The organism is Streptomyces sp. LS-MS-L19 (assembly GCF_058382285.1).
On the sequence record NZ_JBYCLL010000001.1, the window covers coordinates 3,992,117 to 4,016,311 of the forward strand.

Genomic DNA, 24,195 nt, shown 5'->3' on the forward strand with positions numbered 1-24,195 from the left:
TGGAAAGACGGGGCCGTTGCGATCCAGGTGGATTGCGGCGGCCCCGTCGGTTTCACGTACCGTGCGCGGTTCCCCGCGCCCCTGAGGTGGGCTACCGTGCCCTCCTTCCAGGCATGAACGTGAACACCGCGCCGCCCAGCAGTACCGCCGTGCCCGCCACCAGGCCCAGTGCCTTCAGGGCCGCGTGGTCGTCGGCGCCCGTCGCCGCGAGGCCGCCGCTCGTCGAGGAGCCGCCGGTGCCCGAGGAGCCTGACGTGCCTGACGTGCCGCCCGAGGCGCCGCCCTCCTGTTCCTCCGTGGTGAGGGTGAGGGACGCCTCCGTCTTGTCCGGCTTGCAGGTGGTCGTCGTACCCAGGGCCTTGATCGTCAGGACACCTGGCGACAGCGTCGACTCCCCCGTCGCCCCCGGCTTGTACGTGCCCGTCATGTCGGGGATCTCGATCGGGTCGCCGGACTTGATGGGCGCGGAGTTGGTGGGCCCCTCGACATGGACCGAGCCGGTGTCGGCGCCGCCGAGGGTGACCTCCATGGAGGGCTTCACGGAGTCCGCGGGGATGTCGGCCGGGCTGTCCATCGGGGAGTTCTTGAACTGCACGGTGATGCCGTAACTGCCGCCGTCCTTCTTGGCGTTGATCTGGATCTCGGAGGTCGCCTTCTTCTCGCCGAGGGGTGACTGGCAGGTGTAGGGGATGGCGACCGCCTTGCCGGTGAAGTCGGTCTGGCCGTCGTCCGAGGACTCCGTGTCGCTGGGCGTGGGGCTGGGATCCGGGCTCCCGGTGTCGGTGGGCGTCGGGGTCGGGGTGCCGGTGTCCGTCGGGTCCGGGGTGGGCGTCGAGGTCCCGTCGCCCGCCGCCACGGTCAGCGTCGCCGCCGTCGGCACGGTCGCCGTCGGCGTGCACACCGTGTTCGTGCCCATCGCGTTCACCGTGTACGCGCCCGGTGTCAGCGTGAGCTCCCCGGCCGCCGTCAGCTTCAGGGTGCCCTTCATGTCGGACAGCACCATGTCGCCGCCCTTGGGGATGGCGGGGTTCTCGCGCGGCCCGGTCATCGCGATGTCGGCGCTCTGCGCACCGGCCGCCTTCAGCGTGCCGGTCGGCTGGACCGAGTTCGCGGGCAGGTCGATGATGTTCGGGTTCTTCGACGCGGCCTGGGTGAACTTCCACACCACGTCGATCTCGTCGCCGACCTTCGCCGTGGCCGGTGCGGTGATCTCGACCTTGGTGGTGCCCTCGACGGGGTCGAGTCCGATGCCCGCGGGCGGCACACAGCGGGTCGCGAACGACACCTCCGCGGCCTGGGCCGGCCCGGCGGCCAGGCCGAGCACCACGCCCGCCCCGACCAGCGCGAGGGCCGCTCCGGCCGCGCCCGCTCTTCTCGGCCCGCCGGCCGGTGGGACTCTCCTTCGCATGCTCACGTGGATCCCTCTCTGGTGGGAGTCGTGGGACTCGTCGGGCTGTCGTCGTGCGGTGCGGAGAGCCGACCACCGGCCGTGCCCGGATCGGCGTCCGGGGTGAACCACGGCAGGGTGGAAGCGGGGGGCGCCGCGTGCGCGGCCGTGGAGGGCTTGAACCCCGGCAGGCGCAGGGCGAGTTCGGGCAGACGCAGACCGCGGTGCCGGATCCCCCCGGCGGGCCGCGGCCGCAGCCGGTCCACGACGGCCATGCCGATGCGGAACAGCGCCGCCGGCACGACCAGGCAGACCAGGATCCAGAACAGCGTCACTCCCCAGGGCCGGCCCACGCCCCAGGGCTGTTCGGCGAGCACCTTGCCGCCGTACTTCAGGGACACGGTGTAGTCGCCGTGCGCGCCGCCCGAGAGCTCGACGGGCAGTTCGATCCGTGCCTTGCCGCCGGGCCTGATCGTGCCGCGCCACTGCTGTTCGTCCCACTGCGGGGCGAACACGCCGTGGGAGGTGCCGACTTGGAAGACGGGGTTCCTGACGTCGGAGGTGCCGACGTTGCCGACGGTGAAGACGAGGGTGCGGGCGGGGGGTGCCCCGAACCAGGTGAGCAGACCACTGGAGCCGTCCAGGCCGGTGTCGGTGAGGACGGACAGCCGCCCGCCGGAGGTGTCCGCGGGCAGCGGCTCCACGGCGTGCCCGGCCACCTGGAAGATCGCGTCGGCCTCGGCCTTGGCGCCGGTCACGGTGGCCACGTGCACCACGCAGGGGCAGGGCACCGGCGGCTCGGAGACGGGCAGTTTCCTGCTGAAGCCGCCCTTCGCGTCGGTGGTGACGGCCCGGCCGTCCGCGTTGGCACAGGAGTTGGTGCCCCCGGGCACACCGCGCGAGGGCACGGCCTGTCCGCAGATCAGGATCATCAGCAGCGTCCGCTCCCGCCAGCCGCTGCCGCTCACGGTGATCGAACCCCCGGTCCCCGCCTGGGACTTGGACAGCTTCACACTCGGCCGGTCGGCGGCGGCCGCGGTCCCGCTCCCGGTTCCGGCGAGGGGCGCGAGCAGCAGCGCGAGCACCGCCACGAGGACCGCGGCCCGAAGCTTCCGGTTCACGTCGTCGCTCCCGTCAACTCGGCTTCCCCGCGCGGGACTTCGGAGGGCGCGCGGTCGGTCGTACGACGCCTTCGATGCCGTACGACGAGGCAGGCGCCCCCGGCCGCCAGCGCCGCCGCGGTCCCCGCGACCCCGTTCCAGGGGACGAACCGTGCGGAGGCCCCGGCCGTGTCGTGGGCACCGCCGGCCGCGGTCACCGTGAGCCGGACGTCGACCGCGTCCAGGGCGGGCGGGTCCGGCCACGGCTCGGTGAGCTTCAGGCGTTCACCGGGCGGGAGCCGGACGGGCAGGGTGCGGGGGGCGCGGTCGAGGAGGGTGCCGAGGACGCCGTCGGCGCGCACGGCGACCCGCGGGGTGAGCGGGGTCGTACCGCGGTTGACGAGGTCGTAGGTGATGCGGTCGGCGTGGACCGAGACGTGCTCGACGGTCAGCGCGGTCAGTTCGGGCGCGGTCGAGCGGAGGTGGAGCGGGACGCTCCGGGTGCCGCCGGTGTCGTCCCGCGCGACGATCCGGGTGCTGCGGTCGCGGTCCGGGACGGTCACCGTGAAGGGGACGTCGGCGCGGGTGCGGGGCGGGACCCGGACGGAGGCGCGCGCGAAGGTGGCGCCGGACAGCCGCACGGTGACCGGCCGGCTGCCCCGGTTGGTCACGGACACCGTGTCCTGGACGGCCGTCCCGGGCGCGCCCTCGGCGTAGCAGGCGGGCCGGCCGCCCCCGGCGGGCGCGAGGGACCATCCGTCGGCGGCGCGGGCCGCGGGGGCGGGTCCCAGCAGGACCAGCAGGGGCAGGGAGAGGGCCAGGGGCAGGACCCGGGCGGCGGGCGACGGCATGGGCGGCTCCAGCGAGGGAGGGGCGGCGCGCGGCGCCTCGTCGGGAGGCGGTGGCCGGGGGCGATGCCCCCGGGGCGGCCGCGTGGCGGGGTCAGCGGGGTGCGCGGGCCGCCTGGTTGCGCCGGGTGAGCCACAACGCGCCCGCCGCGCCCGCGAGCAGCACGGTGCCGCCGAGCGTGCCGAGGGCGATCGCGGAGTCCTCGGGGCCGGTCTGCGGGAGGGCTGCGCCGGTGCCGCTGTCGCTCTGGGTGCCGCCGTCGGAGGAGCCGGTACCGCCGGTGGAGCCGGAGGCGGCGGTGACGTCCAGGGTGAGCGAGGCGCCGGGGCTGTTGGTCGGCGTGCAGGTGGTGGTCGTACCGAGCGCCTTGATGGTGAGGACGCCCGCGGTGAAGGTGACCTTGCCGGACTTCTTCGGGGTGTACGTCCCGGTCAGGTCGTTGATCTTGATGGGCGTGTTGGCGGGGACGACGGCCTGGTTGGCCGGGCCCGTCACGTTCAACGTGCCGCTGTCCGCGCCGCCGAGCCTGATGGTGGCGCTCGGGTTCATCGCGCCCTTGCCGAGGTCGACCGGGCTGGAGGAGACGCCCTTCTGCCAGGACATGGTGATCTTGTATCCGCCGCCGCTCTTGACGCCCTTGATGTCGATGGGCGAGACGGCGCTCTTGTCGCCGATCGGCGTCTTGCACTGGTAGTTGACGTTCACGACCTCGGCACGGGCAGCGGGGGCGGTCATCAGCACCGCCGAGCCGGCCAGAGCCGCGACGGACGCGAGCGCGGCGGTTCGTTTCGGGTACGACACGGTTCCGCTCCCCTTACTCGTTTCCTGACGGCACATCAGATCGGCCGTCAAGGTACGCCGGGCCACCGGAGGAAGGAAGAGAAAGGAAGTGTCGGAACTGTGGGGGACGGTATGGGGGGCGGGGAGAGGGGCCCGGGCGGGGTGGGTGCCGGGCGGGGTGGTGCCGGGCGGGTGAGAGCCCGGCTGCGGGAAGGCCGGGTGGGCCGAGCGGCCGAAAGCTGCGCGGCGACCGGGCCGGCAGGTCCGGTGAGGCGGTGACGGTGGCCCTGTGGTTCGTGTCGCGGCCGTCGGGGTGGGGTGAGCGTTGAGGACAGGTGAGCTGCGGCAGGCGCGACGGCACCGACCGCGCATGGGTCAGGCTGGTGCGGGGTCGGGGCACGCCGGGGTCAGGCCGGGGCGCCCAGCTCCGCCCAGACCGTCTTGCCGGCCTCGCCCGGGCTGCGTACGACTCCCCAGTCGAGGCAGAGGCGCTGCACGATGAACATCCCGTGGCCCCCGGGCCGTCCGGCCCGGTGCGGGGAGCGGGGGGCCGGCTGGCCCGCGCCCTTGTCGGAGACCTCGACCCGGATGACCTTGCGGTCGCAGGAGATCCACAACCGGTCCGGCCCCTCGGCGTGCAGGCACGCGTTGGTCACCAGCTCGGACACCACGAGCAGGACGTCCTCCGCGGCGGCCCGCTGGTCCGCCGTCGCGGCCGGCAGCCAGCCCCACGCGTACAACGCCTCCCGGGTGAAGTCGCGCGCGAGCGGAACGACGGCACTCGCACCGTCGAAGCTCAGCCGACGGATCTGCTGCCCTTCCGGCACCTCGGCGGAAGCGTCGGGCTCCGGGTCACGGTCGCCCGGCGGGTAGGGCCGGGTGGTGCTCATCAGCGCTTCACCTCACCGATTCACCGGTTCACGATTCAAAACGTCACTGCATGGTCGCTCACCGAACAGTCAGTACGGATGTCTCCTGCCCGAGCGGACCGGTGGAACACCCCTCTATTCGGGACGTATGTCCGGCACGCGCGGTGTGACACCCGATGAGTGCCGGTCGGCCGGGACGAACGGGTACGAGCGGGGGCCCACAGGCCACCACCCGGCGCGCGTCTCAGTCGTCGGTCTCGTCGGCCAGGGCCTCGTCCAGCGTGTCGTGCACGGCGAAGACCGCATCGGCCCCCGTGATCTCGAAGACCCGCGCCACGACCGGCAGCATGCCCGCAAGATGTACGCCACCCCCCGCCGCCTCGGCCTTCAGCCGTGCCCCCAGCAGCACATTCAGTCCGGTGGAGTCACAGAACTCCAGCCGTGTGCAGTCGACGACCAGCCGGCTCTTTCCCTTGGCGAGGCACTCCTCGAGTGGCTCACGCAACAAATCGGCCGTGTGGTGATCCAACTCACCTGCTGGAGTCACGACGGCACTGGAGCCCTCTTGCCGCACCTCAACCAGAAGCCGGCCAGACTGTGCGCTGCCGACCGTCCCGCGGTCCATGCCGTCTCTCTCTCCCGACGTCGTGGCTGCTGATGACGCCCTCGAACACTACGCCTTCTCCACACCCTCCGACACCCGAACAATCACCCACAAACGGACATAACCGCACAGAACACACTTGCGGTCGTGTCGGGAAACCGGGTAGGGCTAGTAGAGACACGAACTCGACACGGCCGGCTTTGGAGGCGCCGCACACCGCAGTGCACGAACTGGCTTCGGCAGCCATATGCCGAGAACGATGGAGGACATCATGTCACCCCGGCTCGACGCCTCGCATACCCATCAGGCGACGTCGACATCCCCCCCGGAACATCTGAATCCCATCGAGCAGGACAGCGAAGGCGATGTGCTCGCCGGGCTTCCGGAGATCCCGCCCTTCGAAGAGGTGGGAGCCGTGGATGCGCGAGCCCTCTCCAAGACCCTCTTCGCGCGGCTGGAGTCGCTGGAGGAGGGCACGCACGAGTATTCGTACGTCCGCAACACGCTCGTCGAACTGAACCTCGCCCTGGTCAAGTTCGCCGCCTCCCGGTTCCGCTCCCGCAGTGAGCCGATGGAGGACATCATCCAGGTCGGCACCATCGGCCTGATCAAGGCGATCGACCGCTTCGAACTGAGTCGCGGAGTGGAGTTCCCCACTTTCGCGATGCCAACCATCGTGGGCGAGATCAAGCGCTTCTTCCGGGACACGTCCTGGTCGGTGCGGGTGCCGCGGCGCCTGCAGGAACTCCGGCTCGACCTCGCCAAGGCCGGCGACGAACTGGCCCAGCAGCTCGACCGCGCCCCCACCGTGGCCGAGCTCGCCGAGCGCCTCGGACTGTCGAGGGACGAGGTCGTGGAAGGCATGGCCGCGTCCAACGCCTACACCGCCTCCTCCCTGGACGCCCAGCCCGAGGAGGACGACTCCGAGGGCGCGCTGGCCGACCGGATCGGCTACGAGGACCACGGGATCGAGGGCATCGAGTACGTCGAGTCCCTGAAGCCGCTGATCGCCGAACTGCCGTCCCGGGACCGCACGATCCTCTCGCTGCGCTTCGTCGCGGGCATGACCCAGTCGGAGATCGGCGAGGAACTCGGGATCTCCCAGATGCACGTCTCCCGGCTGCTGTCGCGGACCCTGGTGAAGCTTCGCAAGGGCCTGACCGTCGAGGAGTGACGCGTCGGCATCACTGACCTGCGCGTGTGCCCGGTGTCCGGTGGGACACCGGGCACCGTGCGTTTTGGACGACCCACGGTTACTCGGAGAAACCCTTTCCCCAAGGGTCCACTTCCCTCACTATGGTCGCTCACAGACTGGCCGGTACGTCAGGAGGAGGGTGCGCAATGGCGCGTGCCGACGGGGCGGGGGACGGTGTGCGCGCCGGGGATCACAGCGGCGCGTCCGACGCCCGGCTCACCGAGTTGCTGCGCGCCGACACGGCCACGGCGTACGCGGCCCTGCTGGAGCTGCGCGCCCGCCACCGGTCCGCGGTCCTGGCCTACGCCCGCCTGTGCACGGCCGGCGAGAGCGCGGCCCGGCAGCTGGCCGCCCAGGCCTTCACCCTCGCGGCCCGGGAGACGGCCCGCGGGGTCGACCCCGGCGGCCCCTGGCGCCACCGGCTCCTGCTGCTGACGGCCCGTTCGGCGGCCGCGTGGGCGCGGGACGAGCGGTCGGCCGGCCTGGACCCGAGCGTCCTGCTGCTCCTGACCACGGGGGCGCCCGAGGGCCCCGTGCCTCCCCTGCTCGCCGCCTTCGACACCCTGCCGGCCCGCGCCCAGGGCCTGGTCTGGTACGCCCTGGTGGAGGCCGAACCGGAGTCCCGCACCGCCGACTACCTGGGCCTGACCCGCACGGATGTCGTCTACGGCACCGAGGGCGCCCTGCACGCCCTGGCCCAGGCCTGCCTGCGGCTGCGCCTCGCCGCCTCGGACGACCCGCGCTGCACGGACTTCCGCCGCCTCATCGAGGAGTCGGTACGCCCGGACACCCCCCGCGCCAGCACCGACCTGCACACCCACATGGCGCACTGCCCGCACTGCACGACGGCGTACGAGGAACAGTGCGCCCTCCGGGACGCTCCGCGGGCGACCCTGGCGGAGGGGCTGCTGCCGTGGGGCGGGGTCGGGTATGTGGCGGCGGTCCCGGGAGGGGGACGGGACGACGGCGACGAGGAGCCCGGATTCGGTGACGGGTCGGGTGAACCGGGGGCGGCGGTTGACGCGGACGGGACCGGGCGTGGCTTCGGCGGGTCGGGCCCGGGGCGTCGTGCGGGCGGGCGCAGGGCCGGTGGAGACCCGGGGGCGGGGCGCGGCTCGCGCGCGGTGGGGGCGGGGCAGGGTTCGCGTGGCGTGCGGGCGGGGCACGGCTCGGGTGCGGTCGGGCCCGGGCGGCGGGCGGTGTCTCGCGGGCCGCTCGGGATCCGGGCGCGGCCGCGGCGGCTCGTGCTGGCCTCGGCGGCCCTCGGCGTGGCGCTGGCGCCCCTGCTGCTGTTCCTGGTGTCTCAGGGCGGCGACTCGGCCTCCGACACGGGAGGCACCGCGCTGCCGGACCCGCCCCAGGTGACGGTGACGACGACGGTCTCACCGTCCTCCGGCCCGTCCCTCTCTCCCTCCCCGTCCCTGTCCGCCACGAGCAGACCGCCGTCGCCCTCCCCCTCCGTGTCGAAGAGCCCGCCCCCGCCCCGCAGGACGAGCCCGCCCCCGTTCCGCGCGCCCGGCGGCTCCTACGCCCAGGTGGTGAACCTCTCCACGGCCCGCTGCCTGGATGTCTCCGGTGACTTCGACAACGGCACGGACGTCGTCGCCGCCCCCTGCACCTCGGCCGCCTCCCAGCGCTGGAGCGTCGACGCGGGCCGCGGTGTCGTCCGGTCCGCCGCCGACCCCGACTTCTGCCTGGACAGCCGCGGCGACGTCGACAAGGGCCTCGGCATCTGGTCCTGCGACTCGGTCGAGGGCGACAACGGCGACAACCTCCGCTTCACGGTCGACCCCGACGGGGTGATCCGCCCGGCGATCGCCATCGCGACGGCGGTGACGCCGGGGGGCGGCGGCGGGCTGACGCTGGAGCCGCTGACGGGGGGTGCGGAGCAGCGGTGGCGGGCGGGGGCGTCGTAGGCGTGTCGCAGGGGGCGGCCGACGCCGTCAGACCACGCGTACGCCCCGCCGCCACACCCCGCTCACCAGCGGCACCCCCGGCCGGTACGCCAGGTGCACATGGCTGGGGGCGTCCAGGAGGGTCAGGTCGGCGCGGGCGCCCGGGGTGAGGCGGCCGATGTCCTCGCGGCGCAGGGCCGCCGCCCCGCCCGCCGTGGCCGACCAGACCGCCTCGTCCGGGGTCATCCCCATGTCGCGGACCGCGAGGGCGACGCAGAAGGGGACGGAGGACGTGTACGAGGAGCCCGGGTTGCAGTCGGTGGACAGGGCCACGGTGGCGCCGGCGTCCAGGAGGCGGCGGGCGTCCGGCCACTCGGCGCGGGTGGAGAACTCCGCGCCGGGCAGCAGCGTGGCGACCGTACGGCTGTTCGCCAGGGCGTCCACGTCGGCGTCGGTGAGGTGGGTGCAGTGGTCGGCGCTGGCCGCGTCCAGTTCGACGGCGAGCTGCACGCCCGGGCCGTAGGAGAGCTGGTTGGCGTGGATGCGGGGGTGCAGGCCCTTCGCCTTGCCCGCCGTGAGGATCGCGCGGGCCTGGTCGCCGTCGAAGGCGCCCTTCTCGCAGAAGACGTCGATCCAACGGGCGTACGGGGCACAGGCGTCCAGCATCTCGCCGGTGACCAGAGCCACGTAGGCCGCCGGGTCGTCGGCGTGGTCCGGCGGGACGATGTGGGCGCCGAGGTAGGTGACCTCTTCGGTGTGCGCGGCGGCGATGCGCAGGGCGCGGGCTTCGTCGTGGGTGGTGAGCCCGTAGCCGGACTTGGTCTCGAAGGTCGTGGTGCCCTGGCGCAGGGCCTCGGCGAGGTAGCGGGTGAGGTTCTGTTCGAGTTCCGCGTCGCTGGCCGCCCGGGTCGCCGCGACCGTCGTACGGATGCCGCCGGCGCTGTAGGCCCGGCCGGACATGCGGGCGTTGAACTCCTGGGTGCGGTCGCCCGCGAAGACGAGGTGGCTGTGGGAGTCGACGAAGCCGGGCAGGACCGCCCGGCCGCCCGCGTCGACCCGGTTGTCAGTGGCGGGTGCTTTGCTTTGATCACCGGTCCACACGACGCGGTCGCCCTCGATGGCGACGGCCGCGTGCTGGATCAGTCCGAGGGGAGATCCGTCACCGAGGGAGGGGTCGTTGGTGACCAGGGCGGCGATGTTGGTGATGAGTGTGCTCGCGGTGCTCGCCGAGTGGGCGGGGCTGACGTTCGTCGCGTTGCTCATGGCGTCCTCGGTGGCCTGGTCGGCGGTGGGGGCGGGTTCGGTGTCGGGGTTCCCGGGCTTCATCCGCGCAGGGCTGCGACGGCGTCCGCGAGGGCTTTCGGCACATCCGGTACGAGGGCGTGCGCCCCGTCCCGCACCACGTGCCGGCCGCCCACGACCGTGTGTGTCACATCTGCCGCCGACGCGGCGAATACGGCCGTCTCGGCCCCGAGCCGCGGAAGCGGGCCTGCCGTCCTGACCGAGTCGAGGGCGATGGTGGTGAAGTCGGCGAGTGCGCCCGGCTCCAGGGTGCCGGCGTCGTCCCAGCCGAGGGCCGTGTGGCCGTCGGCGGAGGCCGCCCGCAGGAGGGCCGCCGCCGTCCAGTGACCCCGGGTGCGGGTGCGCAGGCGCTCGTTCAGCTCCATCGCGCGGGCCTCTTCCAGGAGGTCGATCACGGCGTGGCTGTCGGAGCCGAGGGAGAGCGGTGAGCCCTCGTTCTGGAGGGCGACGGCCGGGCCGATGCCGTCCGCGAGGTCCCGCTCGGTGGTCGGGCACATACAGGTGCCGGTGCCGCTGCCGCCGAGGAGGGAGATGTCCTCGGCGGTGAGGTGGGTGTTGTGGACGCCGGTGGTGCGGGGGCCGAGGACCCCGTGCAGGGCGAGGAGCTGGGTCGGGGTGCAGCCGTGGACCTCGTGGCAGGCCTCGTTCTCGGCGGTCTGCTCGGAGAGATGGACGTGCAGCGGCGCCCCGCGCTCCCCGGCCCAGCCCGCCACGGTCGCCAACTGCTCGGCGGGCACCGCCCGTACCGAGTGGATCGCGGCCCCGATCCGTGCGTGATCCCGTTCCTTGAGAAGTGAACAGCGTTCGGCCCAGGCGTCAGCGCTGCCGTCCGAGAAGCGGAGCTGGTGGCTGGTGGGCGGCTGTCCGAAGCCGGAGGAAAGATAGGCGGTGTCGAGGAGGGTGATGCGGATTCCGGCTTCGGCGGCGGCCTCGATCAGCGCCTCGCCCATGGCGTTGGGGTCGGCGTAGCGGGTGCCGCCGGGGGCGTGGTGGACGTAGTGGAACTCACCGACGCTCGTGATCCCGGCCAGCGCCATTTCGGCGTACACCGCGCGGGCGAGCGCGTGGTAGGTCTCGGGGGTCAGCTTGTCGGCGACCGAGTACATCACCTCGCGCCAGGTCCAGAAGGTGCCGGAGCCGACCTGGACGGTGCCGCGCAGGGCCCGGTGGAAGGCGTGCGAGTGGGCGTTCGCCAGGCCCGGCAGGGTGAGTCCGCGCAGGATCTCGGCGCCGGGGGGCGGGGTGCCGGTGTCCGTGCGGACGGCGGTGACGCGGCCGTCGTGTACGTCCATGGCCACGCCGGGCTCGACGTGGGTGTCGAGCCAGGCGTGCTCCAGCCAGTAGGTCTTCGGTGTCACCGGCAGGCCAGCCCTTCCAGTACGTCGGCGAGCGCGAGGACCCCGGCCACGCAGTCGTCCTCGGCGGCGGACTCCGCCGGGGAGTGCGAGACGCCCGTGGGGTTGCGCACGAACAGCATGGCGGTCGGAATGCTCCCGGAGAGGATCCCGGCGTCGTGTCCGGCCCCGGTACCGAGGACGGGGACGGTCAGGCCCGGGTCGCGGTCCTTGCCGAGGATGCGGGCGAGTTCGTCGCGCAGGACGTGGTCGAACTCGACGACGGGGGTGAAGGACTCCCGCACGACGTCGAGGTCGATGCCGTGCGCCTCCGCGTACGCGCGGGCCGCCTTCTCGATCCCGCCGACCACCTGGTCCAGGCTCCCCTGGTCGGCGGCGCGGGAGTCGAGCCAGCCGCGCACCAGGGAGGGGATGGCGTTGACGCCGTTCGGCTCGACGGAGATCTTGCCGAAGGTGGCGACGGCACCGGCGAGTTCGGCCTCCCGGCGGGCGGCGAGCACGGTCTCGGCGTACGACAGCATCGGGTCGCGCCGGTCCACGAGGCGGGTGGTGCCGGCGTGGTTGGCCTCGCCCCGGAAGTCGAACCGCCAGCGCCCGTGCGGCCAGATGGCACTGGCGATGCCGACCTGGTCGCCGCTGAGGTCCAGTGCCCGCCCCTGCTCGACGTGCAGCTCGACGAAGGCGCCGACGCGGGCGAGCCGCTCCGGGTCGGCGCCGATGCTCTCGGGGTCGTAGCCGGCGGCCTCCATGGCCCGCGGGAGGGTGACGCCCTCGCCGTCGGTGAGCCGGTGCGCCTGCTCGACGGTGAGCTGCCCGGCGGTGAGCCGGGAGCCGACGCAGGCGAGCCCGAAGCGGGCGCCCTCCTCGTCACCGAAGTTGACGACGGCGAGGGGCCTGGTGAACTCGGCCCGCCGGGAGCGGAGTTCGTCGAGCGCGGCGAAGGAGGACACCACACCGAGGGGGCCGTCGAAGGCGCCGCCGTCGGGCACGGAGTCGAGATGCGAGCCGGTGACCACGGCGTCCCCGGCGGTGGGGTCGCCGAGCCAGGCCCACTGGTTGCCGTTCCGGTCGACCTCGTAGGTCAGCCCGCGCGACTCGGCCTGCTCCTGGAACCAGGCCCGGCACTCACCGTCGGCCCCGGTCCAGGCGAAGCGCCGGTAGCCGTGGGAGTCGGGGTGCCGGCCGATGGGGAGCAGCTCGTTCCACATCTCCTGGAAGGAGGAGGTGCGGTGCGCCTGAACGGTTCCCGACTCGCCGCCTGCCGTCACGCGTCGTCACCCTCACGCATCGGCACCCGCACACCGCGCTCGTCGGCGACGGACTCGGCGATGTCGTAGCCCGCGTCGACGTGCCGGATGACGCCCATGCCGGGGTCGTTGGTCAGCACCCGGCGGACCTTCTCGCCGCCGAGCTTCGTGCCGTCGGCGACCGTGACCTGGCCGGCGTGGATCGAGCGGCCCATGCCGACACCGCCACCGTGGTGCAGGGAGACCCAGGAGGCGCCGGAGGCCACGTTGACCATCGCGTTCAGCAGCGGCCAGTCGGCGATGGCGTCGGACCCGTCGAGCATGGCCTCGGTCTCGCGGTACGGCGAGGCCACCGAACCGGCGTCCAGGTGGTCGCGTCCGATCGCCAGCGGTGCTGCCAGCTCACCGGAAGCCACCATGTCGTTGAAGCGCTCGCCGGCCTTGTCCCGCTCGCCGTAGCCGAGCCAGCAGATGCGGGCGGGCAGGCCCTGGAAGTGGACGCGCTCGCCGGCCATCTTGATCCAGCGGGCGAGGGACTCGTTCTCGGGGAACAGCTCCAGGATCGCCTTGTCGGTCTTGGCGATGTCGGACGCCTCCCCGGACAGCGCGGCCCAGCGGAAGGGGCCCTTGCCCTCGCAGAACAGCGGCCGGATGTAGGCGGGGACGAAGCCGGGGAAGTCGAACGCCCGGTCGTAACCGGCGAGTTGGGCCTCGCCGCGGATCGAGTTGCCGTAGTCGAAGACCTCGGCGCCCGCGTCCATGAAGCCGACCATGGCCTCGACGTGCTTCGCCATGGACTCCCGGGCGCGGGTGGTGAAGCCCGCCGGGTCCTTGGCCGCCGCGTCCGCCATGTCCTCGAAGGCGATGCCGGTCGGCAGGTAGGCCAGCGGGTCGTGCGCCGAGGTCTGGTCGGTGACGATGTCGATGGGCGCGCTCTCGGCGAGCATGCGCGGGAGCAGTTCGGCGGCGTTGCCGAGGAGGCCGATGGAGAGCGGGCGGCGGGCGTCGCGGGCCTCGACCGCCAGCTGGAGGGCGTGCTCCAGGGAGTCGGCCCGCACGTCCAGGTAGCGGTGCTCGATGCGCCGTTCGATGGCCCGGGGGTCGCAGTCGACGCAGATCGCGACGCCGTCGTTCATGGTGACGGCGAGCGGCTGGGCGCCGCCCATCCCGCCGAGGCCGGCGGTGAGGGTGATCGTGCCGGCGAGGGTGCCGCCGAACTTCTTGGCGGCGACGGCGGCGAAGGTCTCGTAGGTGCCCTGGAGGATGCCCTGGGTGCCGATGTAGATCCAGGAGCCGGCGGTCATCTGGCCGTACATGGTCAGGCCGAGGGCCTCCAGGCGGCGGAACTCCTCCCAGTTGGCCCAGTCGCCGACCAGGTTGGAGTTGGCGATCAGGACGCGCGGGGCCCACTCGTGGGTCTGCATCACGCCGACCGGGCGGCCCGACTGGACCAGCATGGTCTCGTCCTGCTTGAGGGTGCGCAGGGTGCGGACCATGGCGTCGAAGGAGCGCCAGTCACGGGCCGCCTTGCCGGTGCCGCCGTAGACGACGAGCTTGTCGGGGTGCTCGGCGACCTCGGGGTCGAGGTTGTTCTGGAGCATCCGCAGGGCGGCTTCCTGCTGCCATCCCAGGGCGCTCAGTTCCGTACCGCGCGGCGCTCGGACGGGGCGGGGTCCTGACATGGTCTGCCTCCTGGGGGCTCAGCTGCGGATCGCTGCCACGGTTGTTGCTGCCGATATTCACATCCTTGCTGTCTGAATAGAACTAGTCAATACGTTCTCGCGTCAGCCTCAGTGGGGCAGGGATGTTTCTTGGACATGCGCACCCTCGAAGCACAGGCGAGGACGGGAGACGTGGTGGACGAGTACGGCAACACCGGCGAAGGACGGGCCGCCCGGCGGGACGAGGCGGTGCGCGCGGCCGTGGAGCAGGGTCTGCTGGGGCCGGACCACCCCATCGTCGGGCTCCTCGACGTCACCGGCATCCGGGAGTCGGCCGCCGAACTGCGCGCGGCCTTCGCCGAGGTCACCGCGCCCGGCACCCCGGTGCTGCACGCGTTCGCGGTGAAGGCCACCCCGCTGGTGCCGGTGCTGCGGCTGCTGCGCGAGGAGGGCATCGGCGCGGAGGTGGCGAGCCCGGGCGAGCTGGCCCTGGCCCGGGCGGCGGGGCTGCCACCGGAGCGGACCGTCCTGGACTCGCCCGCCAAGACCGCGGCCGAACTCCGGGAGGCGCTGGCGCTGGGGATCGCGGTCAACGCGGACAACCCGCAGGAGCTGGACCGCATCGACGGCCTCATGCGGTCGGCGGTCAGCCGCTCCCCGCTCGGCATCCGGGTGAACCCGCAGGTCGGCGGCGGTTCCATCGGGGCGACCTCGACGGCCACCGAGACCTCGAAGTTCGGGGTGGCGCTGCGGGACGAGGGGGCGCGCGAGTGGGTGGTGCGGGCCTACCTGGACCGGCCCTGGCTGAGCCGGCTGCACGCGCACACCGGTTCGCAGGGCATCCCGCTGTCCCTGATGGTCCGGGGCGTCGAGGAGACGTACGCGCTCGCCGAGGAGATCAACCGGCGGATCGGACGGCCGCAGATCGACACGATCGACATCGGCGGCGGGCTGCCGGTGAACTTCGCCTCCGAGGTGACGGCACCGACGTACACGGAGTACGCGCGGGCGCTCAGGGCGGCGGTGCCGGGGCTGTTCGACGGGCGGTACGGGCTGGTCACCGAGTTCGGGCGGTCGCTGCTGGCCAAGCACGGCACGATCGTGGCCCGGGTGGAGTACGCCAAGAGCGCGGGCGGGCGGCCGGTCGCGGTGACGCACGCGGGCGTGCAGGTGGCGACGCGGACGGTGTACGTGCCGGGGTCGTGGCCGCTCAGGATCGCGGCGTACGACGGCAAGGGGCGGCCGAAGAGCGGGCCCGAGGTGGTGCAGGACGTGGCGGGGCCGGCCTGTTTCGCGGGCGACCTGCTGGCGGAGGGGCGTGCGCTGCCGCTGCTCGACCAGGGGGACTACGCGGCGGCGCTGGACACCGGCGCGTACTACTTCGCGCACCACTACGCGTACAACTCGCTGGCCCGGCCCGGCATCTACGGCTTCGTGCCCGATCACCGGGCGGGGGGTGTCCGCTTCGCGACCGTGCGGGACCCGCAGACGCTCGCCTCGATCGTGGCCGAATCCGGAGGGGCGCACGCGGGCGCGCTCACCACCCTGCACGCACCCGGGAGCCGTTGACGCACACCGGTGAGCCTGCTGATCAATGGGCACGTGAACAAGGCAAGTTGACCCACTCTAGCCACTTGGAGCATGTTCCACCGGAAAATGCCAGATCCCTCACCCCTCGCGCACACGTTGCGTAGTTTCGGCGTCACTCAGCCGAACCCCAGGCGGGAGGGGAGCCACGGTGCAGGGAATCGACGAGTGCCTGCTGGAAGCCATGCGGCTGCCGGGTGCGCGGGGCGCCGCGCTGGTCGACTGGACGAGCGGGCTGGCCCTGGGATCCGTGGGGGAATCCCCCGGCGGTGACCAGGAGGCGGCCGCGGCGGAGGCCGCCGAGCTCGCCCGGCTCGCCGCCGAACAGCGCGCCTTCGCGTCCGGCAGTTCCGACGACACCGGGGCAGGGGCCGCCGGGGAGGAGGGCGAGCCGCCCGTCGAGGACCTCATCCTCAGCAACCGGGACAGCTACCACGTGCTGCGGTTCGTGGCGACGTCCTTCGACAGCAGCGTCTTCCTGCACCTGTGGCTGGCCCGCGCGGAGGGCAACCTCGCGCTGGCCCGGATCCGGCTGGGCGAGATGGCCGGACGGCTGGTGCTCGGATGACGACGGTGAAGACCACGCAGGCCACCCCGCCGCCCCGGTTGCCGGTCCGCGACAAGGCGGCCGCGCTGGGCCGCGGCTGGGGCGGGCTGTCGCCGATGCTGAGCCGGCTGGCCGCCGAGCGCGCCACCGGCATCCTGGTGCGCGAGCGCGGCGCCCTGCACCTCGCCGACGGCAAGGTCGTGCACGCCGAGAGCCCGGCCGCCCCCGGCGCCCACGTCCTGCTCGCCGCCCACGGCACCCTCGACGCGGACGCCTGGGCGCGGGCGCTGGCCGAGAGCGCGGCCCACGCCGAGGGACCCGCGCACGCCGGGACCGGGACCCGTCGCCGCACCGGCGCGGAGGTGGTGCACCACGCGGGCCGCCGGCTGGTGGAGGACGGGCTGCTCACCCCCGGCGCGCTGGAGCTGTGCCGCCTGACCGCGCTGTACGACGCGGCGTACTTCGCGCTGGCCCCGAGCAGCGCCCCCGGCCGCTTCCGCTACGGCACCGAGGACGACCCCGGCACCCCGGGCACCGGCACCCCGGCCCACCCGGGTTCCCCGGACACCTCCGACTCCCCGGGCAGCTCCGACTCCCCGAGCGCCCTCGCTTCCCCCGGCACCCCCGCTTCTTCCGGCACCCTCGACTCCCCCGGCCCACGGGAGAGCGCCCTCACCGGCCCCGGCGCCCCGCACCCGATCCCGGTCGCCGATCTGGAGCGCGAGACGCTGCGGCGGCGCGACCTCCTGCACCGCATCTGGCCGGACGCGCTGGTGGACGAGGCCCCGCTGACCCGCGAGTACCGCCCCGCGCCCACCCCGCTCCCGGCCCGGCGGCAGGCCGTGCTGGCCCTGGTGAACGGCGTCCGCACGGCGTCGGACATCGCCCGGGAGCTGGGCCGGCCGGCGTTCCACACCCTGGTGGACATACGGCGGCTGGTGGCCGCCGGAGCCGTCTCGCCACGCCCTCTCACACCCGCGACCGACCCCCTGCCGGGCCCCGTGCCGGGTCTCCCCGGACCGCAGGCCGGCCCGATGCCGGGCCTCATGGGACCGACGGGGGCCGGCCCGACGCCGGGACAGCCGCCCGGCACTGCTCTCCCCGTGGATCTCACCGGCGCCACCGCACCCGTCGATCCCCACATCACGCTGCTGAAGAGGCTCAGGGATGCGCTGGAGGCCCTTTGAGCGGCAGCGGATCCGCGCCGAGAGGAGAGACCTGATGGCAGCAGCGCAGGACGGGATCCTGGAGGAGCTGCGCCGGCTCCGGGCCCGGGTGCCGCAGCTCACCGGCGCCCTCGCGGCCGACACCGACGGTCTCGTCCTCGCCCAGGACACCCCGGGCGTCGATCCCGAGACCGTGGCCGCGCTCACCGGCGCCACCCGGGCGCTCGCCGCCCAGCTGGCCGACGAGACCGGCCAGGGCGACCTGCGCGAACTGCTGGTGCGGGGGCTGTACGGCTACGTCGCCACGTACGCGGCGGGCGCCGGGGCCGTCGTCACGCTGCTCGCCCAGGACCGCGTCAACGTCGGCCGGCTCCATCTGGAGGGCCGCCGGGCGGGCGCCCGCATCGGCGAGCTCGTCGACAGCGTGTCCGAAGCGGTCACCGCACCCACCGAGACCCCCGTGAAGGCGCCCGCGAAGCCCGCTCCGGCACGTGCCAGAGCGGCCCGTCCGTCCCGGGCCAAGCCCGCGGACACCCGCGCCACGGCCGTCGCACCGACGGCGGCCCGTACCACCACCGAAAGTTAGAGAACCGAGGAGACACAGTCATGGCCAACACCGAAACCGCACTGAAGGAGGCCCTCGCCTCCATCGAGGGCGCGACCGGCGTCGCGCTCGTCGACTACACCAGCGGCATGGCGCTCGGCACCATGGGCGGCAGCAAGGGCTTCGACCTGAACGTGGCCGCCGCCGGCAACACCGACGTGGTCCGCGCCAAGATGCGCACGATGGAGCACCTGGGGCTGAAGGGCCAGATCGAGGACATCCTGATCACCCTGTCCGACCAGTACCACCTGATCCGCCTGATCAGCGGACGCGGCGGCAACGGGCTCTTCCTCTACCTGGTCCTGGACGCCAAGCGCTCCAACCTCGCGATGGCCCGCCACCAGCTGCGGGCCATCGAGAACGACCTGGAGGTGTGACCCCGTACCACCCGCGAAACCTGTTCTAGACGAGTGCCGCGGTGCGGCGGCGCGCTCCTCCCGGGGCCGCGTCGCCCGCCGCGATACCCGTGCTGCGGTACGCCTTGACGGCCTTGCCGGCCGGGCGGCCCCCGTTGGTGCCGAGCCAGTCGACCCGCACCCACAGCAGCGCGTCCTCGGCCCGCTCGCGCCGGCCGAGCCAGGCGGCCTTGAGCGCGAGACCCGTACCGCACCCGGCGAGCAGCAGACCGCCCGCGACGGGCACGGCGAAGTTGCAGCCCAGCGCGAGGAGCCAGGCCAGCAGCAGCCACCAGCGGTGCCCCCGGCGCCAGTTGCGCACCCCGACGGCACGGTCCTGGAGCACGTCGTGCTTCCCGGCCCGGACGGCGGCCCGCCCGAGTGCCGTGTAGCGCCTGCGACGGCCGTACGACACCACGGCCGCGGCCACGATGAACAGCGCCGCTCCGGCCATGACACCGATCCGCCGGCCCGTGATGCCCGGCACCAGCAGCCCGACACCCGCCGCGAACACTCCGGCCCACCACAGGGGCGCGGCTCCGGCCCGTACGACGACGGCCACCCGCACCAGTCCCTGACCTCCGCGTGCCACGTCCGTCCTCCTGTCTCACGCCTGCGCGGCCTCCGTGCGGCGCACGCTAGCGAGGGAAAGTGAGACCAGTCTGAAAAGGCACCTACTCCACGAACAGCCCCCGCGCCGCCGCCCGCACGTCGAACTCCTCCAGGCGGGCCTGCGCGTCCGGCAGGTCGTCGCACATCGCCTCCAGCAGGACCCGCCCCAGCAGCATCGGTGCGCAGGCCGTGTCGAAGGCGAGGCCGGTGCCGACGGCGGCGGGCAGCAGCAGGTCGGAGACCTTGGCGACGGGGGCGAAGGCGGAGTCGGCGACGGTGACGACGGTCAGCCCCGCCTCCTTGGCGTAGGCGAGGGTGTCGACGACCTCGCGCGGGTGCCGGGGCAGCGCGAAGCACAGCAGGGTCGAGGCGCCCGCGCGCACGGCGGCGTCGATCCGGTCGTGGATCATCGTGCCGCCCTCGTGGAGCAGCCGTACGTCCGGATGGACCTTGGCGGCGAAGTAGGCGAAGCCGTACGCCTGGGAGGCGGCGGCCCGCAGCCCGAGGACCGGCAGCGGGCGGGAGGCGGCGAGCAGCCGGCCGGCCTTCTGCACGGGACGCGGGTCGGCGAGGACCTCCGCGAGGTGCCGGAGGTTCTCGATCTCGGCCTCGACGGCCTGCTGGTACTCGTTGTACGACGCGGAGTCCGCCGTCTGTTCGGCGGGCGCGACCTCGCGCAGGTGCCGGCGCAGGGCGGGGTAGCCGTCGAAGCCGAGGGCGACGGCGAAGCGGGTGACGGAGGGCTGGCTGACCCCGGCGAGTTCGGCCAGTTCGACGCTGGACAGGAACGGCACGTCGGCGGCGCGCCGCACCATGCTGTGCGCGATGCGCCGCTGGGTCGGTGTGAGCCGGTGGCCCTCGAACAGTGCCTGGAGCCGTCCCGCCGGGGTGTCCACCCCACCGATCTCGCTCATGCCTCGCTCCCCCTCCAGATCTCCGTGAACCGGTCGAGCAGTGCGGCCGCCGCCGTCACGTCGGCCGTGAGCGGCCGGTCGGCCTGCTCCCCGTCGAGCACCGCCTCGGCGAGCTCCAGCGCGCGGCCCACCGGGAGGCCCGGGTCCGGCCGGAGGTCGCGCTGGCGCAGCGCCCGTACGGCGGCGACGAGTTCGCAGCCGACGACGAGACGGTACGCGCCGCACGCGCGCAGTGTCTGACGGGCGGCGAGCGAGGCGAAGCTGGCCTGTTCCTCGACGCCCCGGGAGAGTACAGCGTGCCCGAGGGAGGCGGGCGCGGAGAAGGCCCGCAGATCGCCGAGGGCGGCTCCGGCGGCGTACTCCAGGATCATCACGCCGGAGGAGGCGGGCTCGGGGTCGGCGAGGAAGGGCCTGAGGCGGGTGAAGGCGGGCTCGTTGAGGGTGGAGAGCCGGGACGTGGACAGCCGGGCGACCTGGGTGAGGGCGAGCCTGAAGTGGTCCAGGGCGAGGGCGAGTTGGGCCTGGTAGAAGCCGCCGTGGTGGTAGGCGGCCATGTCCTCGGGGCAGATGAGGGGGTTCTCGGCGGCCGCGTTGATCTCGATCGCGAGGACCTCCTCCAGGGCGTCGGCCGCGTCATGGGCGGGGCCGTGGATCTGGGGCAGGCAGCGGAAGCCGTACGGGTCCTGGATCCGGCCGAGCGGCGGGGTGGGCCGGTCCTCGGCGCCGATCAACTCCCGCATCCGCCGGGCCACTTGGGCGGACCCGCGGTGCGGGCGGGCGGCGTGCACGGGGGCCGCGTAGGCCTCGTGGGAGCCGTCCACGGCGAGCAGTGAGAGTGCTCCGACGACCTGGGTGGCCTCGACGAGTCCGCGCAGTTCGTGCAGGGCGAGGGCGGCCTGGCCGAGGGTGAGGGCGTTGCTGCTGATGAAGGCGAGGGCGTCGTTGTTGTCGAGGGGCTGCGGCTCGGGGGCGCCGGACGCCGGCCGCCAGGGCTCGGGGTGTCGGGGTGCCGAGGGCGAGGCGCCCAGGACTGCCGCGCCCGGGCCGCCGACGCCCGCCGGTTCCGCGTCCCGCCCACCGACGCCCGCGCCGCCGCTCGCCTCCCGCCAGGGGTGTTCCCCGGCCAACGCCAGCCCCGCCTGGGCGAGCGCCGCGATGTCCCCGGTGCCGACCGAGCCGAACTCGTTGACGACCGGGTGGGCCCCGTTCTCCAGCGCCTCGCACAGGGCCGTCACCACCGTGGGCCGCAGCCCGGCCCCGCCCGCCAGGAGCTGGTTGGCGCGGACCGCGAGCATCGCGCGGACCTGCCTGGCCGGGAGCTCCTCGCCGATCGCGCCGGCGTGGCTGCGCAGCAGTCGCAGTCCGTGTTCGGCGGCCGCGTCGGTGGGCACGTCCTCGTTCCGGTTGGCGCCGACGCCGGTCGAGCGGCCGTAGACGCGCCCGGTCGCGGCGATCTGCCGGGCGGCGTCCCAGGACTCCGTCACGCGCTTCATCGCCTCGGTCCCGGGCACTGGCCGGGCGCTCCCGTCGGCGAGCCGGACGACGTCCGCGACACCGAGCCCGATGCCGTCGAGGATCACCAGGCCGGTGTGCCCGACCGCGACGGGATCAGGGGAGTCCACGATCCGAGACGCCATATAGCCCAAACTCCCCTCAAAGTGGACATCGGATCTTGCCTGGCGGTCATCCGTTACCTCGGATTAACACCGACCCGTTGACAAACTATTCAGCTACCGAGAACTCTGCATGACGTTATACAGCCGGGCAAGGGACATCTCATGATCCAGTTCGACGCGGTCCACAAGCGCTTCCCCAACGGCACGACAGCAGTGCACGATCTCACCCTCGACATGCCGGAAGGCGGCGTCACCGTCCTCGTCGGATCTTCCGGTTGCGGCAAGACGACCACCCTCAGGATGATCAATCGTATGGTCGAGCCGACCTCCGGCACGATCAAGGTCGGCGGCAAGGACGTCACCGATCAGGACGCGGCCGAACTGCGCCGCTCCATCGGCTACGTCATCCAGCAGTCGGGCCTCTTCCCGCACCGCACGGTGCTGGACAACATCGCCACGGTCCCGCTCCTGCTCGGCCACGGCCGCAGGAAGGCCCGCGCCCGCGCCGCCGAACTCCTGGAGACCGTCGGCCTGACCGCCGAGGCCGGCAAGCGCTACCCGCACCAGCTCTCCGGCGGCCAGCAGCAGCGCGTCGGCGTCGCCCGCGCCCTCGCCGCCGACCCGCCGGTGCTCCTCATGGACGAACCCTTCGGCGCGGTCGACCCGGTGGTGCGCACCCAGCTCCAGGACGAACTGCTGCGGCTCCAGAAGGAGTTGAGCAAGACCATCGTCTTCGTCACCCACGACATCGACGAGGCCGTACGCCTCGGCGACCGCATCGCGATCTTCCGCACCGGCGGCCACCTCGTGCAGTGCGCCCCGCCCGCCGAACTCCTCGCCCGCCCCGCCGACGACTTCGTGGCCGACTTCCTCGGCGCCGAGCGCGGCCTCAAGCTGCTCTCGCTGAAGACCCTGGCCGCGGTCCCGCAGGGCCCGGCCCCGGAGGGCGACGCCTGGACCCTCGTATGCGACGAGTCGGGCAGGCCCCTGCACTGGGCCTCGCGAGAGACCGAACTCCCCGTGCGGCCCCTCAAGGACGGCGACTCCCTGCTCGCCGCCCTGGACGAGTCCCTCGCCTCCCCCACCGGCCTGGTCGCCCGCGTCGACGCGGCCGGCGTCCTCACCGGGGTGTCCTCACGCGACGACATCCACACCCACGCCGGCCGGGCGCACACGGAAGCCCGGGTGGCCGCATGACCATCGACTGGTCGTGGATCTCCGGCCACACCGACGACCTGACCTCACTCACGGTCTCCCACCTCCAGGCCGCCCTCAGCGCCGTCTTCTTCGGCCTGCTGATCAGCCTCCCCCTCGCGGTGATCGCCCACCGGATCCGCCCCCTGCGCGGCTTCCTGCTCGGCTTCTCGAACGTCCTGTTCACGATCCCCTCGATCGCGATCTTCGTGCTCCTGCTGCCGGTCAGCGGACTGACCCGCACCACGACCGTGATCGGCCTGACCGTCTACACCCTGGTCGTCCTGCTGCGGAACACCGTCGAGGGCCTCGACTCCGTCCCCGCGAAGACCAAGGAAGCGGCGAAGGCGATGGGCACGCGCCCCCTGCGCACCCTCCTCACCGTCGAACTCCCCCTCGCCCTCCCGGTGATCATGGCGGGCGTCCGCATCGCCACGGTCATGTCGATCTCCCTGGTCTCGGTCGCCACCTACATCGGCGACGGCGGCCTCGGCCAGCTCTTCACCGACGGCTTCCAGCGCGACTTCCCGACCCCGGTGATCGTGGGCGTGGTCCTCACGCTCCTGCTCGCCGTGGTCGCGGACGCCCTGCTGGTGGCCCTGCAGTACGCCCTGACCCCGTGGCGCCGGAAGCGAGCCTGAGCGATGTACGAACTCCTCAAGAACCTCGGCACCTGGCTGACCAGCGGCTCCCAGTGGACGGGCACCGACGGCATCGCCCACCGCCTCGCCGAGCACCTCCAGTACTCGCTGCTGGCGACCCTCGTCGCGGCCGCCATCGGCCTCCCGCTCGGCCTGCTGATCGGCCACACCGGCAAGGGCGCCTTCGTCGCGATCAACCTCGCGTCCTTCGGCCGCGCCCTGCCCACCGTGGGCCTGGTCGTCCTGGTCTTCCTGGCCGGCGGCCTGTCCATGCTGCCGGTCTACGTCGCCCTCGTCGCCCTCGCGGTCCCGGCGATCGTCACCAACACGTACGCGGGGATGACGGCCGTGGACCCGGACGTGCGCGACGCCGCCCGCGGCCAGGGCATGCGCGGCCACCAGGTCCTGTTCCAGATCGAGTTGCCCCTCGCGCTCCCCCTGATCATGACCGGCCTGCGCCTGGCCCTGATCCAGGTCGTCGCCACCGCGACCATCGCGGCCTACGTCTCCTTCGGGGGCCTCGGCCGCTACGTCTTCGACGGCCTCGCCCAGCGCGATCTCGTGCAGGTGCTCGGCGGGGCGGTGCTGGTCGCCGTGGTCGCCGTAGCCCTCGACCTCCTCCTCTCCGCCCTCCAGCGCTTCCTCTTCCGCCACCGCACCGCATAAGGACCCCTG

Annotated in this window: 23 protein-coding genes; 10 read left to right on the top strand and 13 right to left on the bottom strand. The window is 73.3% G+C overall.

Going from position 1 to position 24,195, the window contains the following annotated elements:
* Positions 1-91: 91 nt before the first annotated feature.
* The 6 genes from AC2XR2_RS17550 to AC2XR2_RS17575 form a co-directional block, all read right to left on the bottom strand.
* On the bottom strand, positions 92-1,408 hold the full coding sequence (locus tag AC2XR2_RS17550; RefSeq protein ID WP_491515540.1) for a hypothetical protein: 1,317 nt from the start codon (positions 1,406-1,408) through the stop codon (positions 92-94).
* Positions 1,409-1,410: 2 nt separating this feature from the next.
* On the bottom strand, positions 1,411-2,508 hold the full coding sequence (locus AC2XR2_RS17555) for a hypothetical protein (protein WP_381304051.1): 1,098 nt from the start codon (positions 2,506-2,508) through the stop codon (positions 1,411-1,413).
* Positions 2,505-3,338, bottom strand: a complete 834-nt coding sequence (locus tag AC2XR2_RS17560) for a hypothetical protein (RefSeq protein WP_381304049.1) — start codon at positions 3,336-3,338, stop codon at positions 2,505-2,507. The genes AC2XR2_RS17555 and AC2XR2_RS17560 overlap by 4 nt, the downstream gene beginning before the upstream one ends.
* Before the next feature lie 91 nt (positions 3,339-3,429).
* Complete coding sequence (locus AC2XR2_RS17565) at positions 3,430-4,137, bottom strand: LPXTG cell wall anchor domain-containing protein (protein WP_491515541.1); 708 nt, start codon at positions 4,135-4,137, stop codon at positions 3,430-3,432.
* A gap of 386 nt (positions 4,138-4,523) precedes the next feature.
* A complete protein-coding gene (locus AC2XR2_RS17570; protein ID WP_330266480.1) occupies positions 4,524-5,006 on the bottom strand; it encodes an ATP-binding protein in 483 nt (160 codons plus the stop codon).
* Between the two features lie 223 nt (positions 5,007-5,229).
* Positions 5,230-5,610 carry an STAS domain-containing protein gene (locus AC2XR2_RS17575; protein ID WP_330266479.1) on the bottom strand — a complete coding sequence of 127 codons (381 nt, stop codon included), beginning with the start codon at positions 5,608-5,610 and terminating at the stop codon, positions 5,230-5,232.
* Positions 5,611-5,860: 250 nt separating this feature from the next.
* On the opposite strand from AC2XR2_RS17575, the gene AC2XR2_RS17580 reads away from it, so the two are divergent.
* Both AC2XR2_RS17580 and AC2XR2_RS17585 read left to right on the top strand, forming a co-directional pair.
* The gene (locus AC2XR2_RS17580; RefSeq protein WP_330266478.1) at positions 5,861-6,763 is read left to right on the top strand and encodes an RNA polymerase sigma factor SigF; all 903 of its coding nucleotides are present in this window, start codon (positions 5,861-5,863) and stop codon (positions 6,761-6,763) included.
* Positions 6,764-6,930: 167 nt separating this feature from the next.
* Positions 6,931-8,700, top strand: a complete 1,770-nt coding sequence (locus AC2XR2_RS17585) for a ricin-type beta-trefoil lectin domain protein (RefSeq protein WP_491515542.1) — start codon at positions 6,931-6,933, stop codon at positions 8,698-8,700.
* A 27-nt stretch (positions 8,701-8,727) separates the two neighbouring features.
* On the opposite strand, the gene hutI is transcribed toward AC2XR2_RS17585, so the two are convergent.
* Genes hutI through hutU form a run of 4 tightly spaced genes read right to left on the bottom strand, consistent with a single transcriptional unit; the run spans position 8,728 to position 14,265 of the window.
* Complete coding sequence (hutI, locus tag AC2XR2_RS17590) at positions 8,728-10,005, bottom strand: imidazolonepropionase (RefSeq protein WP_491515543.1); 1,278 nt, start codon at positions 10,003-10,005, stop codon at positions 8,728-8,730.
* Positions 10,002-11,339 carry a formimidoylglutamate deiminase gene (locus AC2XR2_RS17595; protein ID WP_491515544.1) on the bottom strand — a complete coding sequence of 446 codons (1,338 nt, stop codon included), beginning with the start codon at positions 11,337-11,339 and terminating at the stop codon, positions 10,002-10,004. Before AC2XR2_RS17595 ends, hutI begins: the two co-directional genes overlap by 4 nt.
* Positions 11,336-12,544, bottom strand: coding sequence for an allantoate amidohydrolase (locus tag AC2XR2_RS17600; protein ID WP_491518462.1), 1,209 nt, complete (start codon positions 12,542-12,544; stop codon positions 11,336-11,338). Before AC2XR2_RS17600 ends, AC2XR2_RS17595 begins: the two co-directional genes overlap by 4 nt.
* 56 nt (positions 12,545-12,600) lie before the next feature.
* Positions 12,601-14,265 (bottom strand): urocanate hydratase, encoded by a 1,665-nt coding sequence (hutU, locus tag AC2XR2_RS17605; protein WP_381304036.1) that lies wholly within the window; start codon positions 14,263-14,265, stop codon positions 12,601-12,603.
* A gap of 135 nt (positions 14,266-14,400) precedes the next feature.
* Here hutU and AC2XR2_RS17610 point away from each other — a divergent pair, with 135 nt between their 5' ends.
* The 5 genes from AC2XR2_RS17610 to AC2XR2_RS17630 all read left to right on the top strand — a co-directional run bounded on the left by AC2XR2_RS17610 (position 14,401) and on the right by AC2XR2_RS17630 (position 18,525).
* On the top strand, positions 14,401-15,813 hold the full coding sequence (locus AC2XR2_RS17610) for a type III PLP-dependent enzyme domain-containing protein (protein WP_491515545.1): 1,413 nt from the start codon (positions 14,401-14,403) through the stop codon (positions 15,811-15,813).
* Positions 15,814-15,982: 169 nt separating this feature from the next.
* On the top strand, positions 15,983-16,399 hold the full coding sequence (locus tag AC2XR2_RS17615; RefSeq protein ID WP_330266473.1) for a hypothetical protein: 417 nt from the start codon (positions 15,983-15,985) through the stop codon (positions 16,397-16,399).
* Positions 16,396-17,565 carry a hypothetical protein gene (locus AC2XR2_RS17620; RefSeq protein WP_491515546.1) on the top strand — a complete coding sequence of 390 codons (1,170 nt, stop codon included), beginning with the start codon at positions 16,396-16,398 and terminating at the stop codon, positions 17,563-17,565. Before AC2XR2_RS17615 ends, AC2XR2_RS17620 begins: the two co-directional genes overlap by 4 nt.
* A gap of 34 nt (positions 17,566-17,599) precedes the next feature.
* Complete coding sequence (locus tag AC2XR2_RS17625) at positions 17,600-18,130, top strand: roadblock/LC7 domain-containing protein (RefSeq protein WP_330266471.1); 531 nt, start codon at positions 17,600-17,602, stop codon at positions 18,128-18,130.
* Positions 18,131-18,150: 20 nt separating this feature from the next.
* Positions 18,151-18,525, top strand: coding sequence for a hypothetical protein (locus AC2XR2_RS17630; protein ID WP_280851086.1), 375 nt, complete (start codon positions 18,151-18,153; stop codon positions 18,523-18,525).
* Positions 18,526-18,550: 25 nt separating this feature from the next.
* Here the strand turns inward: AC2XR2_RS17630 and AC2XR2_RS17635 are convergent, their stop codons facing one another.
* From AC2XR2_RS17635 to AC2XR2_RS17645, 3 genes are all read right to left on the bottom strand, one after another.
* On the bottom strand, positions 18,551-19,135 hold the full coding sequence (locus AC2XR2_RS17635) for a hypothetical protein (protein ID WP_491515547.1): 585 nt from the start codon (positions 19,133-19,135) through the stop codon (positions 18,551-18,553).
* Positions 19,136-19,217: 82 nt separating this feature from the next.
* Positions 19,218-20,069 carry a MurR/RpiR family transcriptional regulator gene (locus AC2XR2_RS17640; RefSeq protein ID WP_381304030.1) on the bottom strand — a complete coding sequence of 284 codons (852 nt, stop codon included), beginning with the start codon at positions 20,067-20,069 and terminating at the stop codon, positions 19,218-19,220.
* Positions 20,066-21,706 carry an aromatic amino acid ammonia-lyase gene (locus AC2XR2_RS17645; protein WP_491515548.1) on the bottom strand — a complete coding sequence of 547 codons (1,641 nt, stop codon included), beginning with the start codon at positions 21,704-21,706 and terminating at the stop codon, positions 20,066-20,068. Before AC2XR2_RS17645 ends, AC2XR2_RS17640 begins: the two co-directional genes overlap by 4 nt.
* Before the next feature lie 141 nt (positions 21,707-21,847).
* On the opposite strand from AC2XR2_RS17645, the gene AC2XR2_RS17650 reads away from it, so the two are divergent.
* Genes AC2XR2_RS17650 through AC2XR2_RS17660 form a run of 3 tightly spaced genes read left to right on the top strand, consistent with a single transcriptional unit; the run spans position 21,848 to position 24,186 of the window.
* A complete protein-coding gene (locus tag AC2XR2_RS17650; RefSeq protein ID WP_381304026.1) occupies positions 21,848-22,882 on the top strand; it encodes an ABC transporter ATP-binding protein in 1,035 nt (344 codons plus the stop codon).
* Positions 22,879-23,520, top strand: a complete 642-nt coding sequence (locus AC2XR2_RS17655) for an ABC transporter permease (RefSeq protein WP_330266466.1) — start codon at positions 22,879-22,881, stop codon at positions 23,518-23,520. The genes AC2XR2_RS17650 and AC2XR2_RS17655 overlap by 4 nt, the downstream gene beginning before the upstream one ends.
* Before the next feature lie 3 nt (positions 23,521-23,523).
* Positions 23,524-24,186 (top strand): ABC transporter permease, encoded by a 663-nt coding sequence (locus AC2XR2_RS17660; protein WP_491515549.1) that lies wholly within the window; start codon positions 23,524-23,526, stop codon positions 24,184-24,186.
* Positions 24,187-24,195: the final 9 nt, after the last annotated feature.